Origin of the sequence: Paenibacillus senegalensis JC66 (assembly GCF_000285515.1) — a bacterium.
Classification (GTDB): Bacteria; Bacillota; Bacilli; order Paenibacillales; family NBRC-103111; genus Paenibacillus_L; species Paenibacillus_L senegalensis.
In genome coordinates, this window is the sequence record NZ_HE610957.1 from 966,999 (window position 1) to 990,940 (window position 23,942).

The following is a 23,942-nucleotide window of genomic DNA, read 5'->3' on the forward strand; positions in this document are numbered from 1 at the left end:
TATATGATTCCCGGCTTACAAAGACTCCTTGCCTACAAGCAGCGAGCCGAGACGTACCCATGTAGCGCCTTCCTCAACCGCTACTTCGAAATCATTGGACATGCCCATAGACAATTCGGTTACCGGCTTGTCCAATATGGCTCGTTCATTCAGCTCGTCTCTCAGCTCTCTCAGGCGCCGAAAGACGGGACGGGTTTGCTCCGGTTCGCTTTCGAAGGGAGCCATCGTCATCAAGCCGCATATTTCAATAGCAGGATATTCCCTGACTTGCTCGGCAAAAGAGAACAGCTCATCGGGATTTAACCCATACTTACTATCTTCCCCGGATATGTTCAGTTGAATCAGGCATTTGATCTTATTCTCCATACCGGAGGCACGTTTATTAATTTCCTTAGCCAGCGACAGTCTGTCCAACGAATGAATATAGGCAAATTTACCAATAACGTCTTTAACTTTGTTGGTTTGCAAATGACCAATGAAGTGCCACTCTACATCATGCTGTTCATTGCTCAGCGCTTCCCACTTGGGCTCCACATCCTGCCAGCGGTTCTCGCCAATCCGCTTGTAACCTGAAGCAACCACCGCTCGGGTCGTCTCCAAGGATACATACTTCGTGACAGCGATAACCGCAACGTCATCGCGATTTCGGCCGCTTCGTTGGCAGGCGCGGGATAAGCGCTCCTCCACCTCGGTAATTCTGTCCTGTAGACTCAATTGCGATTCTCTCCTTCTTGTCTACGCCATCCTATCCATGCGCACATACGGCCGGTTAGGCCTGACTCCTTGCGGTGAGAATACAGCTGTTCCACATGACAGCTAGTACACCATGTAGTCATTTCGATGCGAGATGGCGAAATCCCTGCTTTTATCATAATTTGTCGGTTCACCAGTTGCAAGTCAAGACTGTATTTCCCCCCGCTTTTCCGGTCGGTCAGGCATGAATGAAGGATACGGCCCGCGGATGAGTCCTCCGCAATTTCCGACAACACGCTGCGAACCGGCTCAGCGACACGCTCATCCACCTCATAGCAGCATGCCCGGATTGATGGCCCTATAGCTGCATACAGATCGCCGGGCGCTGAACCGTAATGCCTCCGCATGCTATCAACCACCTGCATAGCAATCCGGCCTACGGTGCCTTTCCAGCCGGCATGAGCAATGGCAATGGCTTGACGAGAGGGATCAACGAAATACAGCGGAACACAATCTGCAAATAAAGCAGCGAGAACTAACTGCGGCTGATCCGTCATTAAGGCATCACAGCTCGGCACCTCATTCTCGCGGCTGACCGTTCCTTTGCCCCGGTCATGAGCTCCAACAGCCGATACGTTGATTCCATGAACCTGCTCTGCAAAGACCCAGCTGCTTAAGGACAGGCCAACCGAATCGGCAGCGCGGTTGCGGTTATCCGTTACATCAGCCGGCCGGTCCCCAACATGCAGCCCCATATTCAATGACGCGTAGGGCGTGGAGCTCACCCCTCCATGCCGGGAAGTAATCCCCGCTGTAAGGCCGGGAAATTGCTCCATCCAGCTGCGGAGATAAAAAAGCGCCGGACGGTTAGGTTCTTCTACATATTGAAATGGTTCCATATGTCCCCCTGATAACTAACTATATCGTTACAGTAAATTTTACCACAGGATTCGCCAAGAAACGAACGCTCTTTTGCAGAACTTCGGTTAATTGGCTCAAACTGTTACCTCCTGCTGTTCAATTCCCCGCAAAACACACTCTCCTTATGCCGGTTCATGCTCATCTGCAGGTCGATAAGACCTGGATTCATCCAGCTTAACCAGAACCACATCCATGCCGATTTTTACTATGTTGCGCCACGGAATGATGATGTCCGCCCCGCCCCCAAAAAAACCAAAAAATTTCCCGCTTGCCGGCACTACGATCGATTCAATACGCCCCTGCCGTAAATCGAGCTCCAGGTCCGTTATCACTCCCAGCTTTTTTCCGTCCACAATATTTATGACATCCTTCGACTGAAAATCGGTTATTTTCATGCCGTCACCACCACACTGTATTTTCATCCCTTGATCACAGCCTGACTTGCTCCCGCCTTCAGCAAGCTGTGTTGCGCTATGCCTCAAAACCTTTTCAAGTCGAACCGACACAAAATCTGTCATCCCTATCTTTAAATATATGTGGGCGATGTGAAAAATGTCCTGTTTTGGCTAATTTCCTGTATTATGCAGCCGAAAAAGCCGCAGACTCCGAAATACAGAGCTTGCGGCTTTGCAATCATCCCAGCAGGATATCATGACTTAACATGCTTTTGCATCTGCGCGATTGCAGACTTCTCCAATCTGGACACTTGGGCTTGGGAAATTCCGATTTCTTCAGCTACCTCCATCTGCGTCTTGCCATCATAGAAGCGCATGGACAGGATCAGCTTCTCCCGATCATTCAGCTTTCTCATCCCTTCCCTTAAAGCGATACCTTCAATCCAAGAAACATCCTTGTTGCGTTCATCGCTGATTTGATCCATCACATAGATAGGATCTCCACCATCATGGTAAATCGGCTCGAACAAAGAGACGGGGTCCTGGATAGCATCCAATGCAAAGACGACATCTTCCTTAGGAACATTTAAAACTTCTGATATTTCCGCTATCGTCGGTTCTCTCGAATTCGCATTGGTCAAGTTATCACGGACCTGTAAAGCCTTGTACGCTATATCGCGCAGCGACCGGGAAACCCGAATCGGATTGTTATCCCGCAAATAGCGTCTGATTTCACCAATGATCATCGGAACCGCATAAGTCGAAAACTTAACATTCTGACTTAAGTCAAAATTATCGATGGCTTTCATCAGTCCGATACAGCCAACCTGGAACAGGTCATCGACAAATTCTCCACGATTATTAAACCGCTGAATGACGCTGAGCACCAGTCTTAAATTGCCATTAACCAGCTTTTCTCTACACCATTGCTCGTTGTTAGTCTGAAGGCGAACGAATAGTTCGCGCATCTCGGTGTTTGTCAGCACCGGAAGCTTTGAAGTATCGACACCACAGATTTCGACTTTATTTCGTGTCACCGTGATTACCTCCCAGGGAGCAACATTAATGTTAATTATCTCCTTGGGATTTTTTTTTATGCGTGTATGAAATCGGGCTCACCTGGGCATGGACCTTAGCTTGCATCCGTTCCGGAAATCCCGTTATTTCCTGATTGAGAACGCCTACACCATTTTATTAAATTCTTTTCTTAATCGCTTGATGATTCGCTTTTCCAAGCGCGAAATATAGGACTGGGAAATGCCAAGCATGTCGGCAACGTCCTTCTGGGTTTTTTCCTCCCCATCCTGCAGGCCAAATCTCAGCTCCATGATGACCCGCTCCCGTTCTGACAGCTTCTCAAGCGCCTTATGCAGGAGCTTGCGGTCTACCTGTTCCTCGATATTCCGGTAAATGGTATCATTCTCGGTACCCAGCACATCGGAGAGCAGCAATTCATTTCCGTCCCAGTCGATGTTCAGCGGTTCATCAAAGGATACCTCCGTACGAATTTTGCTGTTTCTGCGCAAATACATAAGAATTTCGTTTTCGATACATCTGGAAGCATAAGTGGCAAGCTTAATCTTTTTCTCCGGATCAAATGTGTTCACGGCCTTGATCAGGCCTATCGCACCTATGGACACCAGATCCTCAATATTGATTCCCGTGTTCTCGAACTTGCGGGCAATGTAAACAACAAGGCGCAAATTCCGCTCGATCAGCATGGCGCGGATGGCCGCATCGCCGCTAGGCAGCTTTTGCAGCAAGAACTCTTCCTCTTCTCTCGACAATGGCGGAGGCAGCGCCTCGCTTCCGCCAATATAGTAAATTTCGTCTGCCTTCAACCCAACAAGCAGCAACAAGCGGTAATAGTGAATTTGCATGGTCAGTTTCCATTTGTAAAACATGTTCGCATCCTCCTCCAAATACTGCTTTTGTGGCTTCCCGGCTTCGTGTTCTTCGTTATTGCTGCTGCAACCTACCCGTTGCGCGGGCATTAGACAGCCGCGTCCCGTACTCTGATCAATTCAGGGTGAATAATAGCCTCATAACTGCCTTCCGGACTTAGCTGGCCGGTATCGAGTCCTATCAGAACCCGATGGGTGTTTATTTGTTTGCCCTGATGGTCGACAGTGACTTGATCCGGCTTAAGTGCCAGCATGAAGCGCGTACCGTTATTTACTCCGCGGTACGGAATCAATCGCAGCCGATCGGCCCACGGAAAATTGTCATGCTCCATAGTCGTGACGATTTGCTCGGCTTCCGCCCGCTGAATCTGTTTGATCCACTGCGGCGGAAAGCGGTCCCCCCAAATCGATGTCTGGGTAACCATCACCGGCGTTTTCGTTAACGGATCATATAGTCGGTTGCCCGTATCGATAAGCCCCTTGCACGACAAAGTGAAGTCGTCTATGACGATCCGGATATCAGCAAGGTACTCGCTCAATTCATCCTGTCTCTGCTGGCTGCGGCTCAACCGTACATAGAAGTATAAAACCCCAATCAAGCCCAAGATGATTACTCCTAAATGGATCTGCATAGAATAGTGCAGCCCGCCGGAACGGGTAAAGCCGATTCCGTTCCAGATCTCCAAGGAAGGGAGAAGAAAATAATGGATTCCAATAATTCCTCCGCCAGCGGCAAAATTGATCAAGTAAAAAGCTGCCATCGTTTTAAGAAAGGGCACCCACCCCCGATAACGAAAAGCGATGAGCAGCATCAGCACGGAAAATGCCAATTTGGCCGCAAACGTGTAGAGAGCAGAAAGGCCGGGGAACAGCATAAACACAGTATAAGAAGCTCCTACCGCTGCAGACGCGGCCAAACGAACCCCTTTGATTTCCAGCCGCCTTGTCCAAGCTGTAGTCAATAAAAGGATTCCGTCAATAACGAAGTTAAATAGGAAAATAAGATCCACATAAACGGTCATTTTCCTATCCTCCTAGCTTTCGCGACGGTTGTGTCCAGTATAAAGCTTTCGGATTACAAAGTCTGTCTAACCTTGGTGACGTAAGCGCTGTTTTTTTGTCGAAGTTAAATAAGTATATGCGGAAAATCCGGATTCATGACCCGGTCTTGGAAAAAGGAGGGGCAGATTTTTCCGGGAATAACGTTACCGCTTGCTGCGGCTTTGCACTAATTTCGAGTTATATGCTGTATAAGCATTAAAAAAGCGCTCTGCAGGCACGCTTGCCTGCAAAACGCTTGAATAATCAAGGCCAATTCTGCTATTCGTTCAAATGGTTCTTGCCGCGGTTTCTAAGGAAAGTAGGAATATCGAGCTGATCATTGCTTGGCTGATTACCGAAAGGACGGATGTTGTTGGACGGGCTCTGACTTTGGTAGTTCCGATTGTCCTGACCTTCCGGAGAAGCACCCGGCTGCTTTCGCTGAGGCACGGTTTGTCCACCCGGTTTGGTTTCAAATCCGGTTGCAATGACAGTTACTTTGATCTCCTCTTTCAAGCTTTCATCGATGATCGCACCAAAAATGACATTCACTTCGGGGTCAGAAGCGCCGATAACAATTTCAGCCGCTTCATTTACCTCGTACAAGCTCAAATTGGAGCCGCCGGTAATGTTCATGATGACCCCTCTGGCACCTTCGATAGAGGTTTCCAGAAGCGGGCTCATGATTGCCTTCTTCGCCGCTTCAGCCGCACGATTCTCGCCTGTGCCCCAACCGATACCCATCAATGCCGAACCCCGTTCCGTCATAATGGTCTTGACATCGGCAAAGTCGAGGTTGATCAATCCCGGCACCATGATCAAGTCAGAAATGCCTTGAACCCCTTGACGCAGAACGTTATCCGCTTCGCGGAACGCCTCGATCATCGGGGTCTTCTTGTCGACAATCTCTAGCAGACGGTCATTTGGAATCACAATTAAGGTATCTACCTTTTCCTTCAAGGCATTGATTCCATACTCAGCCTGTCCTTGACGCTTGCGCCCTTCAAATGTGAATGGACGAGTGACGACACCTACGGTTAGCGCTCCGCACTCCTTGGCAATTTCAGCGATGACCGGGGCAGCACCTGTTCCAGTTCCCCCGCCCATACCAGCCGTAACAAACACCAGATCGGCTCCTGTCAGCACTTGAGTGATAGCTTCTCGAGACTCTTCTGCCGCTTTTTTGCCTACCTCGGGGTTTGCACCGGCGCCAAGCCCTCTTGTAAGCTTCTCGCCTATTTTCAGCTTAGTCTCGGATTTAGCCAGATTAAGCGCCTGGGCATCCGTGTTGACCGTAATAAATTCTACACCTTGAATTCCGTTTTCTATCATACGGTTAACCGCATTGCTACCGCCGCCACCTACACCGATGACTTTTATCGTAGCCATTTGTTCCAAATCCAAATCGAATTCAAACATACGATTGTTATCCTCCTCACCCATACTGTGATCACATCTGCAATGTGTTCGACCGAGATGTCGTGATCTATCTCTAAATTAATTCGCTTAACCAGTTTTTGAATCTTTCAAACCATCCCTGCTCCTTATCGGCAGGCTGGGCTTTTTTGGAAGGCAGTTTCTTGGCCGGGGCCGCAGCGCTACGGTTGCGCAAAGTTTTGGTAAGGAAGATAATAATGCCAACCCCGCCTGTAAAGGAAGGGTCACGTACACCAATAAAATCCGGGGAAGCGATTCGGACTGAAGCCGATAGCTCTTCTTGTGCCACGTTCAAAATACCCGGCATAGTCATCGTTCCTCCGGTTAATACGTATCCTCCCAGTGCATCCTCGTAACCCATGCGGGCCGCCTCAGCACGAATCAATTGGAAGATCTCCCTGACTCTTGGCTCGATAATATTCGCCAAATCTACTTGATTAAACTCCTTTTCGGAGTTGCTGCCAATTCTAGGAACCTTAAATACCTGATCGCTAGAAGCATCATTAATCGAGGCGCAAGCAAACTTCAACTTGATTTTCTCGGCATTCTCCATCTGGGTATGAAGGCCGATGGAAATGTCGTTGCTTATGAACTCGCCGCCTATCGGCAAGGTCGAAGTAGCCGCTAAATTGCCGTTCTCAAAAACGGAGATGGTGGTCGCTCCGGCGCCAATATCTGCAAGAATCGTACCTATCGTCTTCTCATCCTTAGAAAGAGTCATATAGCCTGAACCCAAAGACATGAGGACAAGATCGGCCACATTCAGTCCGGCCTTCTCCACTACACGGCGTAAATTATGTATAGCGGTTTTGGCTCCCGTAATAATGGTGGCCTCCACCTCCAGACGAACTCCAATCATTCCTCTGGGGTCCTGGATCCCTTCCAGCCCATCTACTAAATACTGTTTGGGCACAATGCCGATAATTTCCCGCTCCGGCGGCAGTGCGATTACTCTTGCAGCTTGTAAGACCCGATCTATATCTTCTTCTCCGATTTCCCTATCTTCATTGGAAACGGCAACTACTCCATGGCTGGTTTGCAAACCGATATGATTGCCGGAAATTCCGACATAAACCTCTGAAATTTGAATGCCGACCATGCGCTCCGCGTGATCGACGGCATTTCGTATCGATTGTACGGTCTGATCAATATCGACAATAGCACCCTTGCGAATACCTTCGGATTCCGCGGATCCTACGCCGATAATATTGATAGTTCCGTTAGCAACTTCCCCGATAATGGCACGAACCTTGGAAGTACCAATGTCCAAACTGACGATGACGTCATTGTTGCTCAATCCTAGGCACCTCCTGTTGCTTGTCCCTATTGCAGTCTAAATTTAGACCTCTGTACATATTCAACATCGTTCCTGTTTTCCCTCTTTTTTCAGCGATTTTTTATATAGTAAATAATTCCTATTTCGCAGAAATCCCATAGTATCAATTCTAACATTATTGAATGGCAAAGAGTAGTCTATTTTGATCTTTTTTTGCTCTTTCAAAACAAGCCTGTAATAGGCTGGCTGCTCACTCGGCCAAGTTATTCCCCGCCTCTTCCTCCTCCAGTTCTACGGGAAGAAAGCGGTCTTGCTCCATTAGCGTAAACACCCCTGCATGGATGTCCTGATCTTTAATTTCCTGGACCAGGAGATTAAAATACTGCAGCTTTTCTGCGAGCAAAGCTATTCTTGTGGAAACTTCAAATTGCGATTTGGTATACATCCGGATCTTATCTTCGTAAGCCTGGCTGGGATCCGGCACAATCTCCGAAATATCGTCCAAGAGGGGCTCAGCTATGCTGCCGAGCACGCTGCACAGCTCGATCATTAGCGGATTACCCGCTTCCCATCCGCTCAGGATAGGCCTGTCCAATGGTATCGCGAGGCCTTCAAGAGGAACGGCCGTGCCGTCTGCCAGCAGCGCCTCTCTCGCCCCCTGATCATTGATGGTAAAGGCCACCCGCTCATGCTCTGTCACTTCAATCTGCACATAACCGGGGAACTTCTTGTGAATGGCCGCTTCCCTAACGGGCTGCAGCGCTTCTATGTTTGCGATCACTTCTCGATCTTTTATAGTAAAAAAGCTGTCCCCCAGAGTAATCCCCGAGACTTGTCCAATCTCCTCAGCTGATACCATCTCGTACCCGACTATTTCAATCTCGCTTATTTTACTGATGGAAGATTGAAAGAAAAGAATGGCTAATAATGTAACAAAAAAAACGACAAGCAAAATGACCCTTTTGCGGTTAGTCCTTTTTTTCGGCCGGGCTGGTTTGATAGCCGGCACTTTTCGTTCAGCAGACAATCGATCACCTTCTAGAAATCTACTGCTCAAGGATAAACGGATTCGCCCCTTTAGGAATAGGCGCGTTTGTCAAGCTTCATCAGAAATTTGAAAATATGAGACTTATACTTTCTGATGAAGTGAAAACGTCCTTATCCCTTCCTAGGCAGGAAGGGACAGAAGGACGTACAGCTTACCATCAAGACAGGAGGGTTTTTCGGCTTAGCGAGGGACAGCGGCTTATGTTTGCCCCTAGCTTGCCTAGCATTACTTCTATTCTATCATATCCCCTATCAATATGATGCACTTCTTCAACCACCGTCGTTCCGCGGGCAGCCAGCCCGGCAATGACAAGAGCCGCTCCTGCCCGCAAATCGGTCGATTCTACTGTAGCGCCGTAAAGTCTGGGTACACCTCTTATAAAGGCTGAAGAGAGGTCTACGTGGATGTCGGCGCCCATTCTCGACAGCTCCTCCACATGCTTGAAGCGGCCGTCAAAGATCGTTTCCTTAATGATGCTGATTCCATCCGCGAGGGCAAGCAGCACCATCATTTGCGGCTGCAAATCGGTAGGAAATCCCGGATGAGGGGAAGTTACTACTCTCTCTACCGCCTTGGGCCTGGCCGGACACGTCACCTGGATGACATCTCCTTGGGAAACAACCTGCACACCTGCCCGCTTTAACACATGAATGACTGAAGTCAAATGGGCCGGATTGGCGTTTTCTAAGGTTACGCTGCCGCGAGTTGCTGCCGCCGCACACATTAGTGTTCCAGTTACGATTCGGTCGGAAATCACCTTGTAAGAAACCGGTTGAAGCTTGCTCACACCCTCGATCGTAATTGTATCGGTTCCGGCACCGATCATTTTCGCGCCCATGGCAATTAAATAATTCTGCAGATCCACGATTTCGGGCTCTCTGGCTGCATTGAATATTCTTGTCGTTCCTTCAGCCATAACCGCAGCCATCATAATATTCTCCGTAGCTCCGACACTGGGGAAGTCTAATACAATATCGGCGCCTTTCAATCGTTCGGTGCGGCACAGGATGGTGTTCCCCTTCTCTTCCACCACTGCACCTAATGCTTGCAGCCCCTGCAAATGCAAATTGATTTTTCTTTCACCGATCGCGCATCCGCCAGGCTGATAAATTTGCACAGTGCCAAATCGGGCAAGTAAAGGACCCATGAGGAAAACAGACGACCGCATTTGCTTCATTAATTCTTGCGGGATGTGAGAGGAATAAATAGGCGATGTATTTAACGTTACTTTATCGCCCCGAAGCTCTGCTTTGCACCCCAGAGCGCGTAAAATGTCCAGCATCACGTGGATGTCCAACAAATCCGGTATATTCTCTAGTACGTGTGTTCCTTCAGCCATAATGCTTGCTGCAAGGATGGGCAATGCTGCGTTCTTAGCTCCATGAATTCGTATGGTTCCCGAGAGTGGTTTCCCGCCTTCGATCACCAACTTTTCCAATGTTTCACCTCCGAATTACCGTTCACCCACCACCAATACTTCAGGAACCAGTTTCACATCGTATTTCTGTCCGATCACCTTCTGGATATGGTCAATGAGGGTGAGCACGTCTTCCGCTGTAGCCTGCCCCGTATTGATAATAAAGTTGGCGTGAAGAGTTGATATTTCCGCCCCTCCTACTCTCTTTCCTTTCAGCCCGGAGGCTTCAATTAGCTGTGCAGCGTAATGCCCTGGAGGATTACGGAAAACACTGCCGGCAACAGCAAGTGAAAGGGGCTGGGTTTTCAACCGTCTTTCCCTGTTTACGGCATAGGCCTCCGTAATTTTTTTAGGGTCTCCTGGAACCAGCTCCAGCACAGCCTCCGTAACGATAGCAGATCGTTCCTGAAGAATAGAATGACGGTAAGAATACTGCAACTCTTCATTCTGCAAAATCGCCCATTCTCCATTATCCTGCAGTACTTCAGCTTGCTTAAGAATACGTGACATCTCCGACCCGTGAGCCCCGGCATTCATAAAGACGGCGCCACCAATGCTTGCGGGAATGCCTCCCGCAAACTCCAGCCCGCTTAAGCCTCGTTTGTTCGCCAATATGGCCAGCTTGATCAGCGAGAAGGCTGCACCCGCGTACACGATATTGTCTTCAAACCTTGCGTAATCCAATGCATCGGACAGCTTGATGACAATACCCCGGATTCCTTTGTCGGTTACCAGCAAGTTTGAGCCTTTCCCCAGCACAAACCAGGGAATTTGCTTTTCTTTAGCTAGACGGACAATGGATACCAGCTGCTCCTTAGTCTCCGGTATGACTAAAGCATCAGCGGGGCCTCCTATTTTCCAGTACGTGTGAGGCGCCATTGGCTCATTGGCCAGCACGGTGCCAACATTCGCAGCCTCCAGCTCAGTAATCCACGGCAGCAATAGGCTCACCCTTTCTTCAAAAAAATGCATGGGCTTTGCAGGTAGGATCGGCTGCAGCGTTTCCGCTGCTCCGGTTTTCTGCCTGGTTAACGGGTGTTTGTCACGGGTATAGTGTATCTTATGTCAAATCCCCAATAGTGTGACAAAAGCCCAATCGCAACCTGCAGCCGCATGAAAAATGTATCCACCCTCATCGCTAGTCCATCGGGTCCGGCGTGATGGCGGGCTGCAGCCGCATCCCGGTTACCCTCTTGAATAGCGGGAGATGTTTAATAAAATGCCAAGCGAGGTCAGCATCAAGGTCAATGAGGAGCCTCCGTAACTGATTAGCGGCAGGGTAATCCCCGTAACCGGGAACATGCCAATGACCACGCCGACATTAATAATGACTTGGACCGCTATCATACCGGATATCCCGGCCGCGAGCAAGCTGCCGAACGTGTCGGGGGCGGTAATGGCTGCTCGCAGTCCTCTCCATACCAATAAAGCAAACAGTACAAGAACCAGCGAGCCGCCAATGAATCCAAGCTCTTCCCCAATGATGGAAAAAATAAAATCCGTTTGCGGTTCGGGAAGGTAGCTGTATTTTTGCAAGCTGTTGCCGAAGCCAAGCCCGGCAAGACGTCCGGGGCCTATCGCATAGAGCGATTGAATAGCCTGGTAGCCGGCGCCAAGCGGGTCCTGCCACGGATCAAGAAATGCGGTAATCCTTTTCAAGCGGTACGGTGCTGCGGCAATCAGGCCGACAAACCCCGCCAGCCCTACCAGCCCCAGCATAGCCAGATGGGAAATACGGGCTCCCGCTGTATAAATAATCAGTAAAGTGGCCCCTACCAATACCGCGCCTGTACCCAGGTCGGGCTGCAGCATGATCAGACCGAATGCCAGCCCCATGACCGCCAGCGGGGGCAGCAGGCCGCGGGTAAATTGAGTAATTTTCCCCTGCTCCTCGGACAACAGCTTGGCCATAAAAATAATCATTCCGATTTTCATAAATTCGGAAGGCTGGATCCCGAAGGAGCTGATGCCGAGCCAGCTTCTCGCTCCGCCCCGTATGACACCCACTCCCGGAATTAAAACGATAACTAGAAGAGCGAAGCAAACCAGCAAACCGAGCTTCGCGTATTTCTTCCAAACCCAGTAGTCCACGTTCATCGTCAAACCCATAGCTGCTACACCAAGGACTGCAAAAAGCAGCTGTCTTTTCACATAATACCAAGAATCCCCAAAATCATGAAAAGATAAAATAGAGCTTGCGCTGTACACCATAATGACGCCAATGGTCAGCAAGAGCAAAGTCGAAACCAACAACACCGCATCTGGAGCGGTACGTGCTTTTCCCATGTCCTCACATCCTTCAACAAGATGGGACAGCCAGAGCTTGGTTATCCCCTTGTTAAAAGATTATGCACGGACTGCTTAAACATGCTCCCCCGTTCCTCAAAGGAGGCAAACATGTCCCAGCTCGCACAGCATGGCGACAATAGCAGAATGTCCCCCTCCTTGCAGAGGGAAGCTGCTGATTGGACAGCCTGATCCATTGCTTCCTCGGGATCCGCTGCATCCACGCGCACAACATGCCCGACATTCGCCTGTTGGGCGGCATTAGCCAGCTTGTGGCGCGTCTCCCCTAAGGCGATGAGGCCTTTCAGCTTCGCCTGGAATATCGGGATCAATTCCTCAAAGCCGGAGTCAGGCTTGTCTTTTTGCCGGTCCAGTCCGCCTGCAATCAGGACGACCGGACGATCGAATCCTTCCAGCGCCTTAATCGTGGCTGTGGCATTCGTCGATTTGGAATTGTTGTATATGAGCACTCCCTGGTGCTCCGCGACCCATTCCAAGCGGTGCTCCACCCCGCGAAATTGCCGCAAGGACTCCGCGATTACCGTCAGCGATACTCCTGCGGCAATGGCAATGGCAGCCGCCGCCAGCGCATTCTCGAGATTGAAGGAGCCCGGCACGCCTACCTCGGAGGCCCGCAAAATATGCCTCATGTCTCCTCCGGCCGGCCGATACACGATATCTCTCTCCAACTGCCCGCTTTCCGCATGGCGGCGTATAAACACGCCTTCCTCCAGCTGTTCCTTTGTAGAAAAAGGAAGAACTTTGGCGGTTAATTGGGAAGCGAGCCTGCGGCACTCGCCATCATCCCAATTCAAAACGGCTATGTCCTCCTTACACTGGTTCGCAAACAGCTTGAATTTAGAGGCGGTATAATCTTTCATTGTGCCGTGATAATCCAAATGAGTTTCCGAGACATTGAGCAGACAAGCGATCTGCGGGCGAAAGCGCTGCGTACCTTTAAGCTGAAAACTGCTTAATTCTGCAACCAGCCACTGGTCCTTTTCCGCTTGCATCGCAGCATCAGCCAGCGGCCTGCCGATATTGCCGGCCACGATCGGCCGCAATCCGGAAGCCTCCAGCATTTCTCCTACCCATGTCGTTGTGGTCGTTTTCCCGTTGGAGCCTGTTATGCCGATAATAGGCGCCCGGCTGACGACATAGGCGAGCTCCACCTCCGTCACGACTTCGATACCAAGCTTTTCCGCTTGTTTGATCGGATCGGCCCTATAGGGAATTCCCGGATTTTTAACAACCAGTTCCACTTCCCTGCTGATCAGACCCGGGGGATGCTCGCCACAAACAACAGAAATACCCAGCGCCTCCAACTCGTCGGCTTCCGGGCATTGCTCACGCGATTTCAAATCGTTGGCGGTAACCACCGCCCCCCAGCTGTGCAGTAATTTGGCTGCTGCCGCCCCGCTTCGGGCAAGTCCGATAACCACAACCTGTTTGTTCTTATACTCATAAGGCTCCTTCATCGTTAAAACACCCCGCTTATCCATAATCCGATCGCCGCCAGCACAAATCCGGCCGCCCAAAAAGTAATAACCACTCTCCATTCCGACCATCCGACCAGCTCAAAATGGTGATGGATCGGACTCATTTTAAAGACCCGTCTCCCGGTCGTTTTAAAGGAAATCACTTGAATAATAACCGACAGCACTTCCATAACAAACACTCCGCCAATCAGGATTAACAGCAGCTCCGAGCGGGTAAGAATCGCCGCAGCAACTATCCCTCCCCCTATTCCGAGTGAGCCGGTGTCCCCCATAAATACTTTGGCGGGATGGGCATTATAAACCAGAAATCCAAGAACGGCTCCGACCATAGCTGCAGTAAATACTGCTGTTTCCGGGCTATGCAGCTTCATTGCTATAACGACGAAAGCTCCGTAAGCTATCGCGCTCGTTCCGGCTAATAATCCGTCCAGTCCATCGGTGAAATTAACGGCGTTCGACATTCCCATCATAAAGAGAATTACGAATGCATAATAAAACCAGCCCAGCGGAATAGAGAAATTCAGTCCGGGAATGTCGAGATAAGTCGGGTGTCCCATGCGGTAAAGCAGCACACATACAATAATCGAGACGATTAACTGGCCTGCCAGCTTTTGCTTCGCGGTCAAACCTAATGAACGCTTAAAAGCAATTTTAATGTAATCATCCAAAAAGCCTACCAGCCCGTAACCAAGGGTTGCCACTAGCAAAATTACTAATTCAGGTGTTAAATCGGCAAAACGGAGGGCGGCCAGCGTCAGGGCGAGCATAATAATAACACCACCCATGGTCGGAGTGCCGGCCTTTTTAAGATGCGCTTGTGGTCCTTCCTCGCGGATTTGTTGTCCAAATTTCAGCGCGCGCAGCAATGGGATAAGCAGCGGGCCGGCCAATAAGGACAGCACGAATGCGGCGCCTAGAGGAAACATGATTTCTTTAAAATCTATCACCGGATACCCTCCTGAATCTTATTCAAAACATACTTTTCTTCCTTACCTGTCACTTATGCAGCATGCTCATTGTACAGCTTGGATAACCTCTTCTAGCTTCATGCCTCGCGAAGCCTTGAATAACACGAGATCCCCCGGGGAGAGCATCGAGGATAACTTCTTAACGAGCTCATTCTTATCCTCGAACCACTGTACCTTGCCTGCTCCCAACACTTCTTTAGCCCCCAGCATAATATGATAAGCCAACGGCCCATAAGCAAACACATAATCAATTTGAGCGGGATCCAGCATCCGTCCGATCTCCAGATGAAATTCCAGTTCCCGTTCACCAAGCTCCAGCATGTCTCCGAGCACTACCATTTTAGTATGGTAGCCCTTTAACGTATGCACGAGCTGAATAGCCGCTTTCATGGAAGATGGGTTTGCATTGTAAGCATCATTAAGCAGCAGTGCCCCGCAGCTGGCTTTGATCGATTCAATTCTCATCGCGGATACTTTTAAATTTCGCAGTCCCTCGACAATATCTTTGTCCTGCACTCCCATATATTTGCAAACGGCGATAGCGCCAAGCGCGTTAATCACATTGTGCTCGCCCAGTAATGGAAGACTGAATCCGGGGGCATCTGGCCAGTTAATACGAAACTGCTGCCCTTCATGATCAAGCATGATGGCTAACGGATACAGATCGTTCTGCGGACCGCTTCCGAACCGGTAACGTAAAAAGTGGTTCGGCTGCGGCATGGACGGGTAGGTATTATCAATCAACGGATCGTCCCCGTTGTAGGCAAAAAATCCGTCCTCCTTCAGGCCGCTCAAAATCTCGCACTTCGCCCGGGCAATTTCCTCCCGGCTGCCTAACTGCAGCAAATGAGCATCACCGATATTCGTTATGATGGCAGCCTCCGGCTGTGCCAGCCCGGTCAACAGCTCAATCTCGCCACGTCCACTCATGCCCATTTCCAAAACAGCCATTTCCGTCGATTCATCCATTTGCAGCAAGGTAAGCGGCAGTCCAATATGATTGTTTAGATTTCCTTCCGTTTTATGAACCTTATATGTAGTAGATAAAATAGCTGCAGTCATATCTTTCGTCGTCGTCTTCCCGTTGCTGCCTGTAATGGCAATCACTCTTGCAGTAAGCTGATTGCGGTATGCGGTGGCCAGCTTCTGCAAGGCGGTCAAGCAATTCTCCACGATAATAACCGGCATATCGGCTGGCGGCTCCCCCTGGTCCTGCTGCCAGAGAGACGCTGCCGCTCCTTTGGCAAAAGCTTCTGTCACAAAAGAATGTCCGTTAAACACATCGCCGATTAGCGGAACGAACAAACAACCGGTAGTTATTGCCCTGCTGTCCGTCGAAACTCCGGAAATCAGCTTATCCCGGGGAACACCCGGGACTAGCTTGCCTTCGGCCATCACTTCAATCTGTTCCAATGTCCGTTTAATCACGTTCTTCTTCCCCTTATCGCTTGACGAGCGGCTTCCCGATCATCGAAATGGCGGGTAGTTCCGTTAATGATCTGATAGGTTTCATGGCCTTTGCCAGCAATCAGAATAACGTCTTTAGGTCCGGCTTTATCTATTGCTCTCCGGATCGCCTCTTCCCGATCACTTATTTTCTCATATTGATCTGCCGTTAGTCCAGCCTCAAGCAGACCCGGTTCAATATCATCCAGAATCGCTTCCGGCTCCTCTGAACGCGGGTTATCGGAGGTTACAAAAACATAGTCGCTGTATCGCGCAGCGATCTCTCCCATCTGCGGACGTTTAGTACGATCGCGATCTCCCCCGCATCCAAACACTGAGAAAATCTGGCCTTCGGCAAACTCGCTAATTGTAGAAAGCGCATTTTCCAGACCGTCGGGAGTATGAGCATAATCGACCAGCACCAGGAAAGGCTGTCCTTCATCAACCACTTCCATTCTTCCCTGGACGGAACCCGTCCTCTCCAGACTGGACACAATCTCCTCCAAAGGAATGTTTTCCAGAAGCGCAGCGGCAACCGCGCCGAGCGCATTATAGACATTGAATTTCCCGATCAGCTTCAGGTTCACGTCCTGCTCGCCCTTGAAGGTGCTCAGCGTGAACGCCGTCCCCTGTGAGGTAATGCGGATGTTATGAGCACGGACATCGGCCTCATTGTTGATGCCGTAGGTAATCACCTGCGCCGAGGTCATTCTTGCAAAATATTCGGAAGCCGGATCATCCGCATTCAGAACCGCATAGCTTCTCTCCGCTTCAGACGAAGCATAGGTATTGCCCAGGCGGGAGAATAGGAGGCCCTTCGCTTCCCGATAGCGTTCCATAGTACCGTGATAATCGAGATGGTCCTGCGTTAAATTAGTGAATAGCGCGGTCCGGAAGTGCACCCCTTTGACTCTGCCCATCTCGAGGGCATGGCTGGATACTTCCATTACGCAATAGTTTTCACCCTCATCCTTCATCTGCCGAAAAGATTTTTGCAGATCGGCCGCATCCTGAGTAGTGTTAAGCACAGGGTAAATTTGACCGCCTATCTTCATTTCGATCGTGCCCATCAGCCCTGTGCTGCAGCCATGATCGTTCAAGATTTTTTCGAGCAAGTAAGTCGTGGTGGTTTTCCCGTTGGTGCCGGTTACCCCGATGACCTTCAGTTCTTTACTCGGGTGTTGGTAGAAATGATCAGCGATAATGGCCATTGCCAGCCTGGAGTTTTTCACAATCAGCTGAGGCACTTCCACCTCCAGGCGCTTTTCAGTGACCAGAGCTGTCGCCCCATTGTCGATTGCTTGCCGGGCATAGTCATGTCCGTCCTTTAACGACCCGGTCAGGCAAATAAACAAGTCTCCTTCATTTACCTTTCGGGAGTCAATTTGTATTCCTTTTATCTTTGCCTGTTCGTTTCCGGTTAGCTTGGATGGGGTGATGAGAGAGGCCAGCTCTTTTATTTGCATGGGGGTACCTCCTCAAAGTTTTGTAGATAACATAGAAATTAGTGATTAGGTGGATACAAAACTTGCTTCGAAAGCCTATGCTTCGTTTTGTAGATAACATAGAAATTAATTGATTAGGTGGATACAAAACTTGCTTCGAAAGCCTATGCTTCGTTTTGTAGATAACATAGAAATTAATTGACTAGGTGGATACAAAACTTGCTTCGAAAGCCTATACATTTCATGTATATTCCCTAAGCATCCATTTCATTAAGAAAAGCTTCTCACGGCTGGGCCGAGGTTTGCGGCGGCGGAGTTGACGACAAGTATATCCGGACTGTCGAGCCTTGCTCTACTTTCGTTCCCGCTTTCGGCGCCTGACTGATAACATAGGACCCGCTGCCCGATTGGGCTAAACGCAGATCTGACCGCAAATCCTCGTACAAGTCCTGCACCGTAGCCCCGACCATATCCGGGACAACTACCGGTACCGGCTCCCCATAACGATATTCGCGCTCCACCTGTTCTTTGCGGGGTTTGACTTCCAAGTAATGCAAGGTGTCCCCCATAATATTTTTGACAATCGGAGCAGCGATCAAACCTCCGAACTGAATCCCTTGCGGATTATCCACAGCAATGTAGATCACAACCTGCGGGTCATCCGCCGGAGCAAAGCCGATGAATGATACGATATGCTCCGTTGGCGAATAGCGGCCATTGACCACCTTTTGAGCAGTACCTGTTTTACCGCCAACCCGATAGCCTTCCAAAAATGCATTGCGCCCGGTTCCCTTGGCCACCACGCTTTCCAATGCTTCGCGTACTTGTTTGGACGTTTCCTCGGATATGACCCTTCTTACCATTTCAGGCTCTATCGATTCTATTAATTCTCCGGTTTCCGGATGATACCAGCCCTTGGCCAGATGCGGCTGATACAGCACCCCGCCATTGATAGCAGCTGAAACGGCAGCAACCTGCTGGATTGGGGTTACGGATACACCTTGGCCGAATGCGGTCGTCGCCAGTTCCACAGGGCCTACCTGTGAAGGCTTAAACAAAATCCCGTTTTCCTCTCCCCCGAGGTCGATTCCGGTTTTCTGGCCGAAGCCGAACTTCTTAATGTAATCGAACAACAGATCTTTCCCCAGCTTCTGGCCCATCACGACAAAACCAGGGTTACAGGAATTCTCGACCACCTGCAAAAAGGTTTCACTCCCGTGTCCTCCGCGCTTCCAGCAGCGCAGCCGTGCGCCTCCAACCTCGATCCAGCCCGGATCATAGAAATGGTCATTATGCAAATCGATTTTGTTCTCTTCAATAGCTGCAGCTAGTGTAATGATTTTAAAGGTTGAACCCGGCTCATAGGTTTTCCATATCGGTAAATTGCGGTTATAGACTTCCGAAGGATACTGCTGAAATTGATCCGGAACGTATGTAGGCCGGCTGGACATTGCCAAAATCTCCCCGTTATTCGGATCCATCATGATCCCAATAATATTATCCGCTTGGAATTGCAGCATGGCCTGATCCAGTTCTCTTTCCATGACGGACTGCAAATAACTGTCAATCGTTATTTGCAGATTCAGCCCGTCGCGGGGAGGCGTAAATTCATCCGAGGAATTCGGCATTTCCCTGCCCGCTGCATCGGACAAATAGGCTACACTGCCCGCCGAACCGGTCAACAATCGATCATAGGTCGCTTCCAGCCCAGTCAAGCCCTGATTATCAATTCCAGTGATGCCTAACAGATGAGAGGCCATCGAACCAAACGGATAATATCGTTTGTTGTCCTCAGTGACTACAATTCCAGGAAGACCAAGGCTGCGGATTTCCTGCGCCTTTTCTTGAGAAATTTTGCGCCCTCCCGGGCGAATATTTACGATTCTTTCCTTCTTCGTGATATCAGCCAAGATCTTCTCTTCAGACATCTGCAAAGCTGCCGCCAATCGGGCTGCTGTTTCCTCAGGCTCTTTAATTTGGGCGGGAATCGCCATCACTGTAGGCGAACTGACGTTATAGGTCAGCCTGACCCCATTACGGTCCCAAATCTCACCCCGCTTAGCGGCAAAAGGAATCGTTCTCCTCCATGAATCCTCTGCCATTTCAGCCAGTTCGGATCCTTTCCACAATTGCACGTAAGCCAATCTTACCACTAGCGAAAGAAAAAGCAATATGCCTACCAGCATGGCTATCCACAGCCTGCGCCTTATCGTTACATTGGAAACCCGCATGGACGAAATAACCCCCTTTGTCCCGTCAAGATCGTTCATATCCAGACTATTCGGGACAACCAGGGGTTAGAACAACTTGTCTTTCATGCTTGCCATTGCAATGCTGCAGCGCTCAGCCTTCAAAGCCGCCGGAAAGCCTGCTTTGGGATGATAACTTTTTTATGAGGATTCCTCATCTTGATTGCTTTCAGGCGTCTCGTCAGAATCTGTCTCTGCCTGGCCCTCTGCTTCGCCTTCATGCTCAACCTCTTCGTCCGGAGCTTCCCCTTCGGAGTTTTCGCTTGAATCTTCGCTTGAATCTTCGCTTGATTCATCGGGATCAGAAGCTGCTTCTTCCTCCGCCGTTAACGGCCGCAGCTGCAGCTGCGCCTTTCTTGCGGAAGTGTCATTGCTTTGTTCTTTAACGTAACCTTGTCCTTTAGTTACACATTGCACTTCCAGGAAGCTGCAGATCTCCATCGCCTCTCTCATGGACTTGCCTTTCAAGTCCGGGATGGGAAGCTTGGATGGATCTGAAGTTGCCAGATACACCTGCTGCGATGTCGAAACATCCAGTCCGGCGGCCGGGTATTGTGCAGTCACCTTGCTGCCCTCACCCAATGTTGAAGCCTGCAAGCCGACCTGACTTAATCTAGCTTTGGCATTCTCCACAGAAATTCCGGTTATATCAGGCATTACTCTTGCCGAAGATTGATCACTGCGTTCCGACGGAGAAATGCTGGGCGGTATATTCAAATAACTGAGTGTCTGTGTCATAATCTCACGAAAAACACTGGTAGCAACCTCGCCGCCAAGCTGATAATTCCCCTTCAGGTCCGGCTGATTGACCAGGACCGCAATCAAAACTTGCGGATTGTCTACCGGTGCATAGCCGATAAAGGATACGAGCCATGTATCTCTGGAGTACTCTCTGGAGCCTTCGGGTACGATATTCGCTGTACCTGATTTCCCGGCAACCCGATAGCCGTCAATGTAAGCGATCCTGCCTGTACCCAGCTCCTGATTGGCCACCGTCTGCTCAAGGTATAGCCCGGTTTCTTTCGCCGTTTCCGGTGATACCACTTGAGCTACCTCCTGCGGCCCAAAGCTTTGCACCACTTCTTGGGTTTCTCTATCGCGAATGTTCCGCACCAGGTACGGCTTCATTAACTTTCCTTCATTCGCAACGGCTGCATAGGCAGTTACCTGCTGTAAAGCAGTGACGGTAACCTGGCCCTGCCCGAATGTAGCACGTGCGATATCGGACGGATACTGCATATGAATTTTTCCGGATACTTCGTTAGGGAGCTCGATGCCGGTCTTTTGTCCAAAGCCGAATCGGTCTATGTAGTCCTGCAGCCTATCCTTTTTCAGACCTTCATAGCCCAGCTTGGCAAAAGCAACGTTACTGGAGCGGAGAAGCCCTTCCATGTACGTAATCGATCCCCAACCTGCACGGTTGTGGTCATGCACAGGGGCTCCCGGCACCTGAAGCGTACCGGACTGGAACCACGCTTCGGGATCAAACAATCCCTCTTCAATGGCTCCCGCCAGGGTTACCAGCTTGAACGTGGAGCCTGGTTCATATTGGGAGGAAATTGCGTGATTGATGAAATCAGACTGTCCGTTCACTTCCCAATATCGATTCGGATTAAAGTCGGGTATGCTGGCCATCGACAGAATCTCCATCGTCTTCGGATCAACCGCAATCGCGGTTAAATTCTTTGGTTTCCACCTGTCATAAGCTTGGCGTAAAGCAGTCTCCGTGTAGAACTGGATATTCTGATCAATCGTCAGCTCCAAATCATTGCCGTCAACCGGCGGCGTGAAGGAAACCTTGGAATCAGGAAGCTCGACACCACGCCGATCCTTCTTGCGGGTAATATCGCCATCCGTGCCGGTAAGCTGTTCATTAAACATCATTTCGATGCCGCCTACCGCCTCACCCTCCTGGCTTAAATAGCCGAGAAGATGGGAGGCCAGCCTGTTGTTAGGATAGTAGCGCTTCTGCTCTTCCTTCAGATAGACGCCTACACTGTTAAATTCCGTTTTTTTCTTTAAATCTTCAATGAACTGCTCCAGCTCTTCCTTGCGGTCCGCATCCAAACGATAACCTTCGCTGCGGACGATAACCTCTCTGGCAAAACGAGTCCCGTCACTACGTTTTCTCGTCACAAGCTCCATCATTTTCTGTTCCAGCTTCAGTTTTTCGCTAGGATCATCCGACTCTCCAAGGAGATCGGCCAAGCCTTTTGCGACGATTTTCTCTATTCCCCGCTCGTTGATGATCTGCGGGTCCACGGCGACGGTATACGCCGCAGAGTCCTCGGCCAATACTTTGCCATTGCGGTCATAGATCGAACCCCGCTGTGCACGCAGCACTTCGCTTTGCTTCCATCGTATTTCCGCTTCGCTTTGCAGCCATGAAGCTTCTACCACTTGAATCCAATACATCCTGCCTATAAGCCCAAAAAACAGCAAAGAAAAACTTAGCCCGATCAGCAGAGATCTAACTTTAACTTTTTTATTCATAGCTTATAAGCTAAGGCGTCTCCTCTGCAGATTTCCCCTGAACAGCAGTGCCGGTTATCCGGATCACTTGATCCGGCGTGGCTGGGACTAACCCCTTCTGCTCCGCTCCTTGCTTGATCAGGCTGAGGTCATTCATTTTGTCGATCTGCTGTTTCAGGCTGGTGTTTTCCGTTTCAAATTGGCGGATACTGGTTTCTAACTTATAAATCTGGTTATTCATTTGATAGATTTGAGCATAGCGCCACAGAATGGTGCCAGCAATCGCCACACATAAAAAGATCATTAACAAATAAATGATTTTTTCTTTCATAGGAATAGATTTCGCGCGATAGACAATCGTCTGCTTTTCCTTATAACGCACCTGCTCCTGCCGATTCTGCTTTAACGCTGAGCTTCCATGCATATATTCCGCCAAACTTTCTCCTCCTTTTGAAGCCTAGAGTTTCTCGGCAATTCTTAATTTTGCTGATCTCGCGCGCGGATTATCCTTGAGCTCCCGCTCGGACGGGAGCAGCGGTTTTCTATTAACTAATTTGAGTAGCGGGTTAAGACCGCACACACATACCGGAAGATCCGGCGGACACGTACAGCGGTTAATTTGTTTAGTAAAAGTCTGCTTGCATATACGGTCTTCCAAAGAGTGAAAGGTGATAACGCTTAGTCTGCCTCCCGGAGCGAGGCACTCGATCGCTTGCTCCAGCGCTGTCTGCAGAGCTCCCAGCTCATCATTCACCGCAATCCGGATAGCTTGGAAGCTGCGCTTAGCCGGATGGGGGCCCGTTCTCCTGGCAGCAGCGGGAATGGCTTCCTTAATGATCTCTGCCAGCCGGAGTGTTGTACGGATAGGCTCTATATCCCTTTCCTGTTTCAGACGGGCTGCAATTCTCCTGGAAAATTTCTCTTCACCATACTCAAACAGGATGCGGGCAATTTCCTCTTCTTCCCACGTGTTGACCACATCATAAGCTGTCAATTCGGAAGAGGTGTCCATACGCATATCCAGCGCCGCTTCCTGATTGTAACTAAATCCGCGCTCAGCTTCATCGAGTTGAGGGGAAGAAACGCCAAGATCAAATAAAATTCCGTTAACTTGCGGAATTCCTTCATGGACAGGTATATCAAGACCCAATAAAACCTGTTTCAAATGGCGAAAATTGCTTTTGACCAGCGTGACATGATGTTCATATGACTGTAATTTGCTTGTCGCATGATGTATGGCCGTTTCGTCCTGGTCCAGTGCAATCAGCCTTCCCGGACCAGTCAGCCTTGATGCAATTCGCTCACTATGACCGGCACCTCCCAGAGTGCAGTCAACATAAATTCCATCAGGTTGAATATGTAAGCCATCAACAGCTTCTTCTAGCAGAACGGTTGTGTGCTGAAACAAGAAAAGCCCTCCCGGATCGTTATTGAAATATTGGAGT

Annotated in this window: 20 protein-coding genes; all 20 read right to left on the reverse strand. The window is 49.7% G+C overall.

The genetic code is table 11. The features are described 5' to 3' along the window. Positions 1 to 15: 15 nt before the first annotated feature. The 20 genes from PSHG_RS04685 to rsmH all read right to left on the reverse strand — a co-directional run bounded on the left by PSHG_RS04685 (position 16) and on the right by rsmH (position 23,905). Complete coding sequence (locus tag PSHG_RS04685) at positions 16 to 714, reverse strand: YggS family pyridoxal phosphate-dependent enzyme (protein ID WP_010270097.1); 699 nt, start codon at positions 712 to 714, stop codon at positions 16 to 18. Then, the gene (pgeF, locus tag PSHG_RS04690; protein WP_010270101.1) at positions 711 to 1,592 is read right to left on the reverse strand and encodes a peptidoglycan editing factor PgeF; all 882 of its coding nucleotides are present in this window, start codon (positions 1,590 to 1,592) and stop codon (positions 711 to 713) included. The genes PSHG_RS04685 and pgeF overlap by 4 nt, the downstream gene beginning before the upstream one ends. Before the next feature lie 144 nt (positions 1,593 to 1,736). Next, positions 1,737 to 2,009, reverse strand: a complete 273-nt coding sequence (locus PSHG_RS04695; protein ID WP_010270105.1) for a YlmC/YmxH family sporulation protein — start codon at positions 2,007 to 2,009, stop codon at positions 1,737 to 1,739. Positions 2,010 to 2,263: 254 nt separating this feature from the next. Next, complete coding sequence (gene sigG / locus PSHG_RS04700; RefSeq protein ID WP_010270107.1) at positions 2,264 to 3,046, reverse strand: RNA polymerase sporulation sigma factor SigG; 783 nt, start codon at positions 3,044 to 3,046, stop codon at positions 2,264 to 2,266. A 144-nt stretch (positions 3,047 to 3,190) separates the two neighbouring features. After that, positions 3,191 to 3,913, reverse strand: a complete 723-nt coding sequence (gene sigE, locus PSHG_RS04705) for an RNA polymerase sporulation sigma factor SigE (RefSeq protein ID WP_010270110.1) — start codon at positions 3,911 to 3,913, stop codon at positions 3,191 to 3,193. 89 nt (positions 3,914 to 4,002) lie between these two features. Further along, positions 4,003 to 4,935 (reverse strand): sigma-E processing peptidase SpoIIGA, encoded by a 933-nt coding sequence (gene spoIIGA, locus PSHG_RS04710; protein WP_010270111.1) that lies wholly within the window; start codon positions 4,933 to 4,935, stop codon positions 4,003 to 4,005. A gap of 298 nt (positions 4,936 to 5,233) precedes the next feature. Then, positions 5,234 to 6,373, reverse strand: coding sequence for a cell division protein FtsZ (gene ftsZ / locus PSHG_RS04715; protein WP_010270112.1), 1,140 nt, complete (start codon positions 6,371 to 6,373; stop codon positions 5,234 to 5,236). A gap of 73 nt (positions 6,374 to 6,446) precedes the next feature. Continuing rightward, positions 6,447 to 7,688 (reverse strand): cell division protein FtsA, encoded by a 1,242-nt coding sequence (gene ftsA / locus PSHG_RS04720; RefSeq protein WP_010270115.1) that lies wholly within the window; start codon positions 7,686 to 7,688, stop codon positions 6,447 to 6,449. Positions 7,689 to 7,917: 229 nt separating this feature from the next. Next, complete coding sequence (locus PSHG_RS26590) at positions 7,918 to 8,694, reverse strand: cell division protein FtsQ/DivIB (RefSeq protein ID WP_010270118.1); 777 nt, start codon at positions 8,692 to 8,694, stop codon at positions 7,918 to 7,920. Positions 8,695 to 8,872: 178 nt separating this feature from the next. Continuing rightward, a complete protein-coding gene (gene murA / locus PSHG_RS04730) occupies positions 8,873 to 10,153 on the reverse strand; it encodes a UDP-N-acetylglucosamine 1-carboxyvinyltransferase (RefSeq protein WP_010270120.1) in 1,281 nt (426 codons plus the stop codon). 15 nt (positions 10,154 to 10,168) lie between these two features. After that, the gene (gene murB / locus PSHG_RS04735) at positions 10,169 to 11,074 is read right to left on the reverse strand and encodes a UDP-N-acetylmuramate dehydrogenase (protein WP_010270124.1); all 906 of its coding nucleotides are present in this window, start codon (positions 11,072 to 11,074) and stop codon (positions 10,169 to 10,171) included. Positions 11,075 to 11,317: 243 nt separating this feature from the next. Continuing rightward, the gene (gene spoVE, locus PSHG_RS04740; protein WP_010270127.1) at positions 11,318 to 12,418 is read right to left on the reverse strand and encodes a stage V sporulation protein E; all 1,101 of its coding nucleotides are present in this window, start codon (positions 12,416 to 12,418) and stop codon (positions 11,318 to 11,320) included. A gap of 41 nt (positions 12,419 to 12,459) precedes the next feature. Beyond that, positions 12,460 to 13,896, reverse strand: a complete 1,437-nt coding sequence (gene murD, locus PSHG_RS04745) for a UDP-N-acetylmuramoyl-L-alanine--D-glutamate ligase (RefSeq protein ID WP_026021189.1) — start codon at positions 13,894 to 13,896, stop codon at positions 12,460 to 12,462. Positions 13,897 to 13,898: 2 nt separating this feature from the next. Beyond that, complete coding sequence (mraY, locus tag PSHG_RS04750; protein ID WP_026021190.1) at positions 13,899 to 14,861, reverse strand: phospho-N-acetylmuramoyl-pentapeptide-transferase; 963 nt, start codon at positions 14,859 to 14,861, stop codon at positions 13,899 to 13,901. Between the two features lie 69 nt (positions 14,862 to 14,930). Beyond that, positions 14,931 to 16,313 carry a UDP-N-acetylmuramoyl-tripeptide--D-alanyl-D-alanine ligase gene (locus PSHG_RS04755; protein ID WP_010270133.1) on the reverse strand — a complete coding sequence of 461 codons (1,383 nt, stop codon included), beginning with the start codon at positions 16,311 to 16,313 and terminating at the stop codon, positions 14,931 to 14,933. Then, positions 16,310 to 17,797: a UDP-N-acetylmuramoyl-L-alanyl-D-glutamate--2,6-diaminopimelate ligase gene (locus PSHG_RS04760; protein WP_010270136.1), complete on the reverse strand. Its 1,488-nt coding sequence runs from the start codon at positions 17,795 to 17,797 to the stop codon at positions 16,310 to 16,312. Before PSHG_RS04760 ends, PSHG_RS04755 begins: the two co-directional genes overlap by 4 nt. Positions 17,798 to 18,060: 263 nt before the next feature. Continuing rightward, positions 18,061 to 20,007, reverse strand: a complete 1,947-nt coding sequence (locus tag PSHG_RS04765; RefSeq protein WP_010270139.1) for a stage V sporulation protein D — start codon at positions 20,005 to 20,007, stop codon at positions 18,061 to 18,063. Positions 20,008 to 20,166: 159 nt separating this feature from the next. Then, positions 20,167 to 22,425 (reverse strand): penicillin-binding transpeptidase domain-containing protein, encoded by a 2,259-nt coding sequence (locus PSHG_RS04770; protein ID WP_162137277.1) that lies wholly within the window; start codon positions 22,423 to 22,425, stop codon positions 20,167 to 20,169. 103 nt (positions 22,426 to 22,528) lie between these two features. Continuing rightward, complete coding sequence (locus PSHG_RS26595; protein WP_010270144.1) at positions 22,529 to 22,933, reverse strand: cell division protein FtsL; 405 nt, start codon at positions 22,931 to 22,933, stop codon at positions 22,529 to 22,531. Positions 22,934 to 22,954: 21 nt separating this feature from the next. Further along, complete coding sequence (rsmH, locus tag PSHG_RS04780) at positions 22,955 to 23,905, reverse strand: 16S rRNA (cytosine(1402)-N(4))-methyltransferase RsmH (protein ID WP_010270146.1); 951 nt, start codon at positions 23,903 to 23,905, stop codon at positions 22,955 to 22,957. Positions 23,906 to 23,942: the final 37 nt, after the last annotated feature.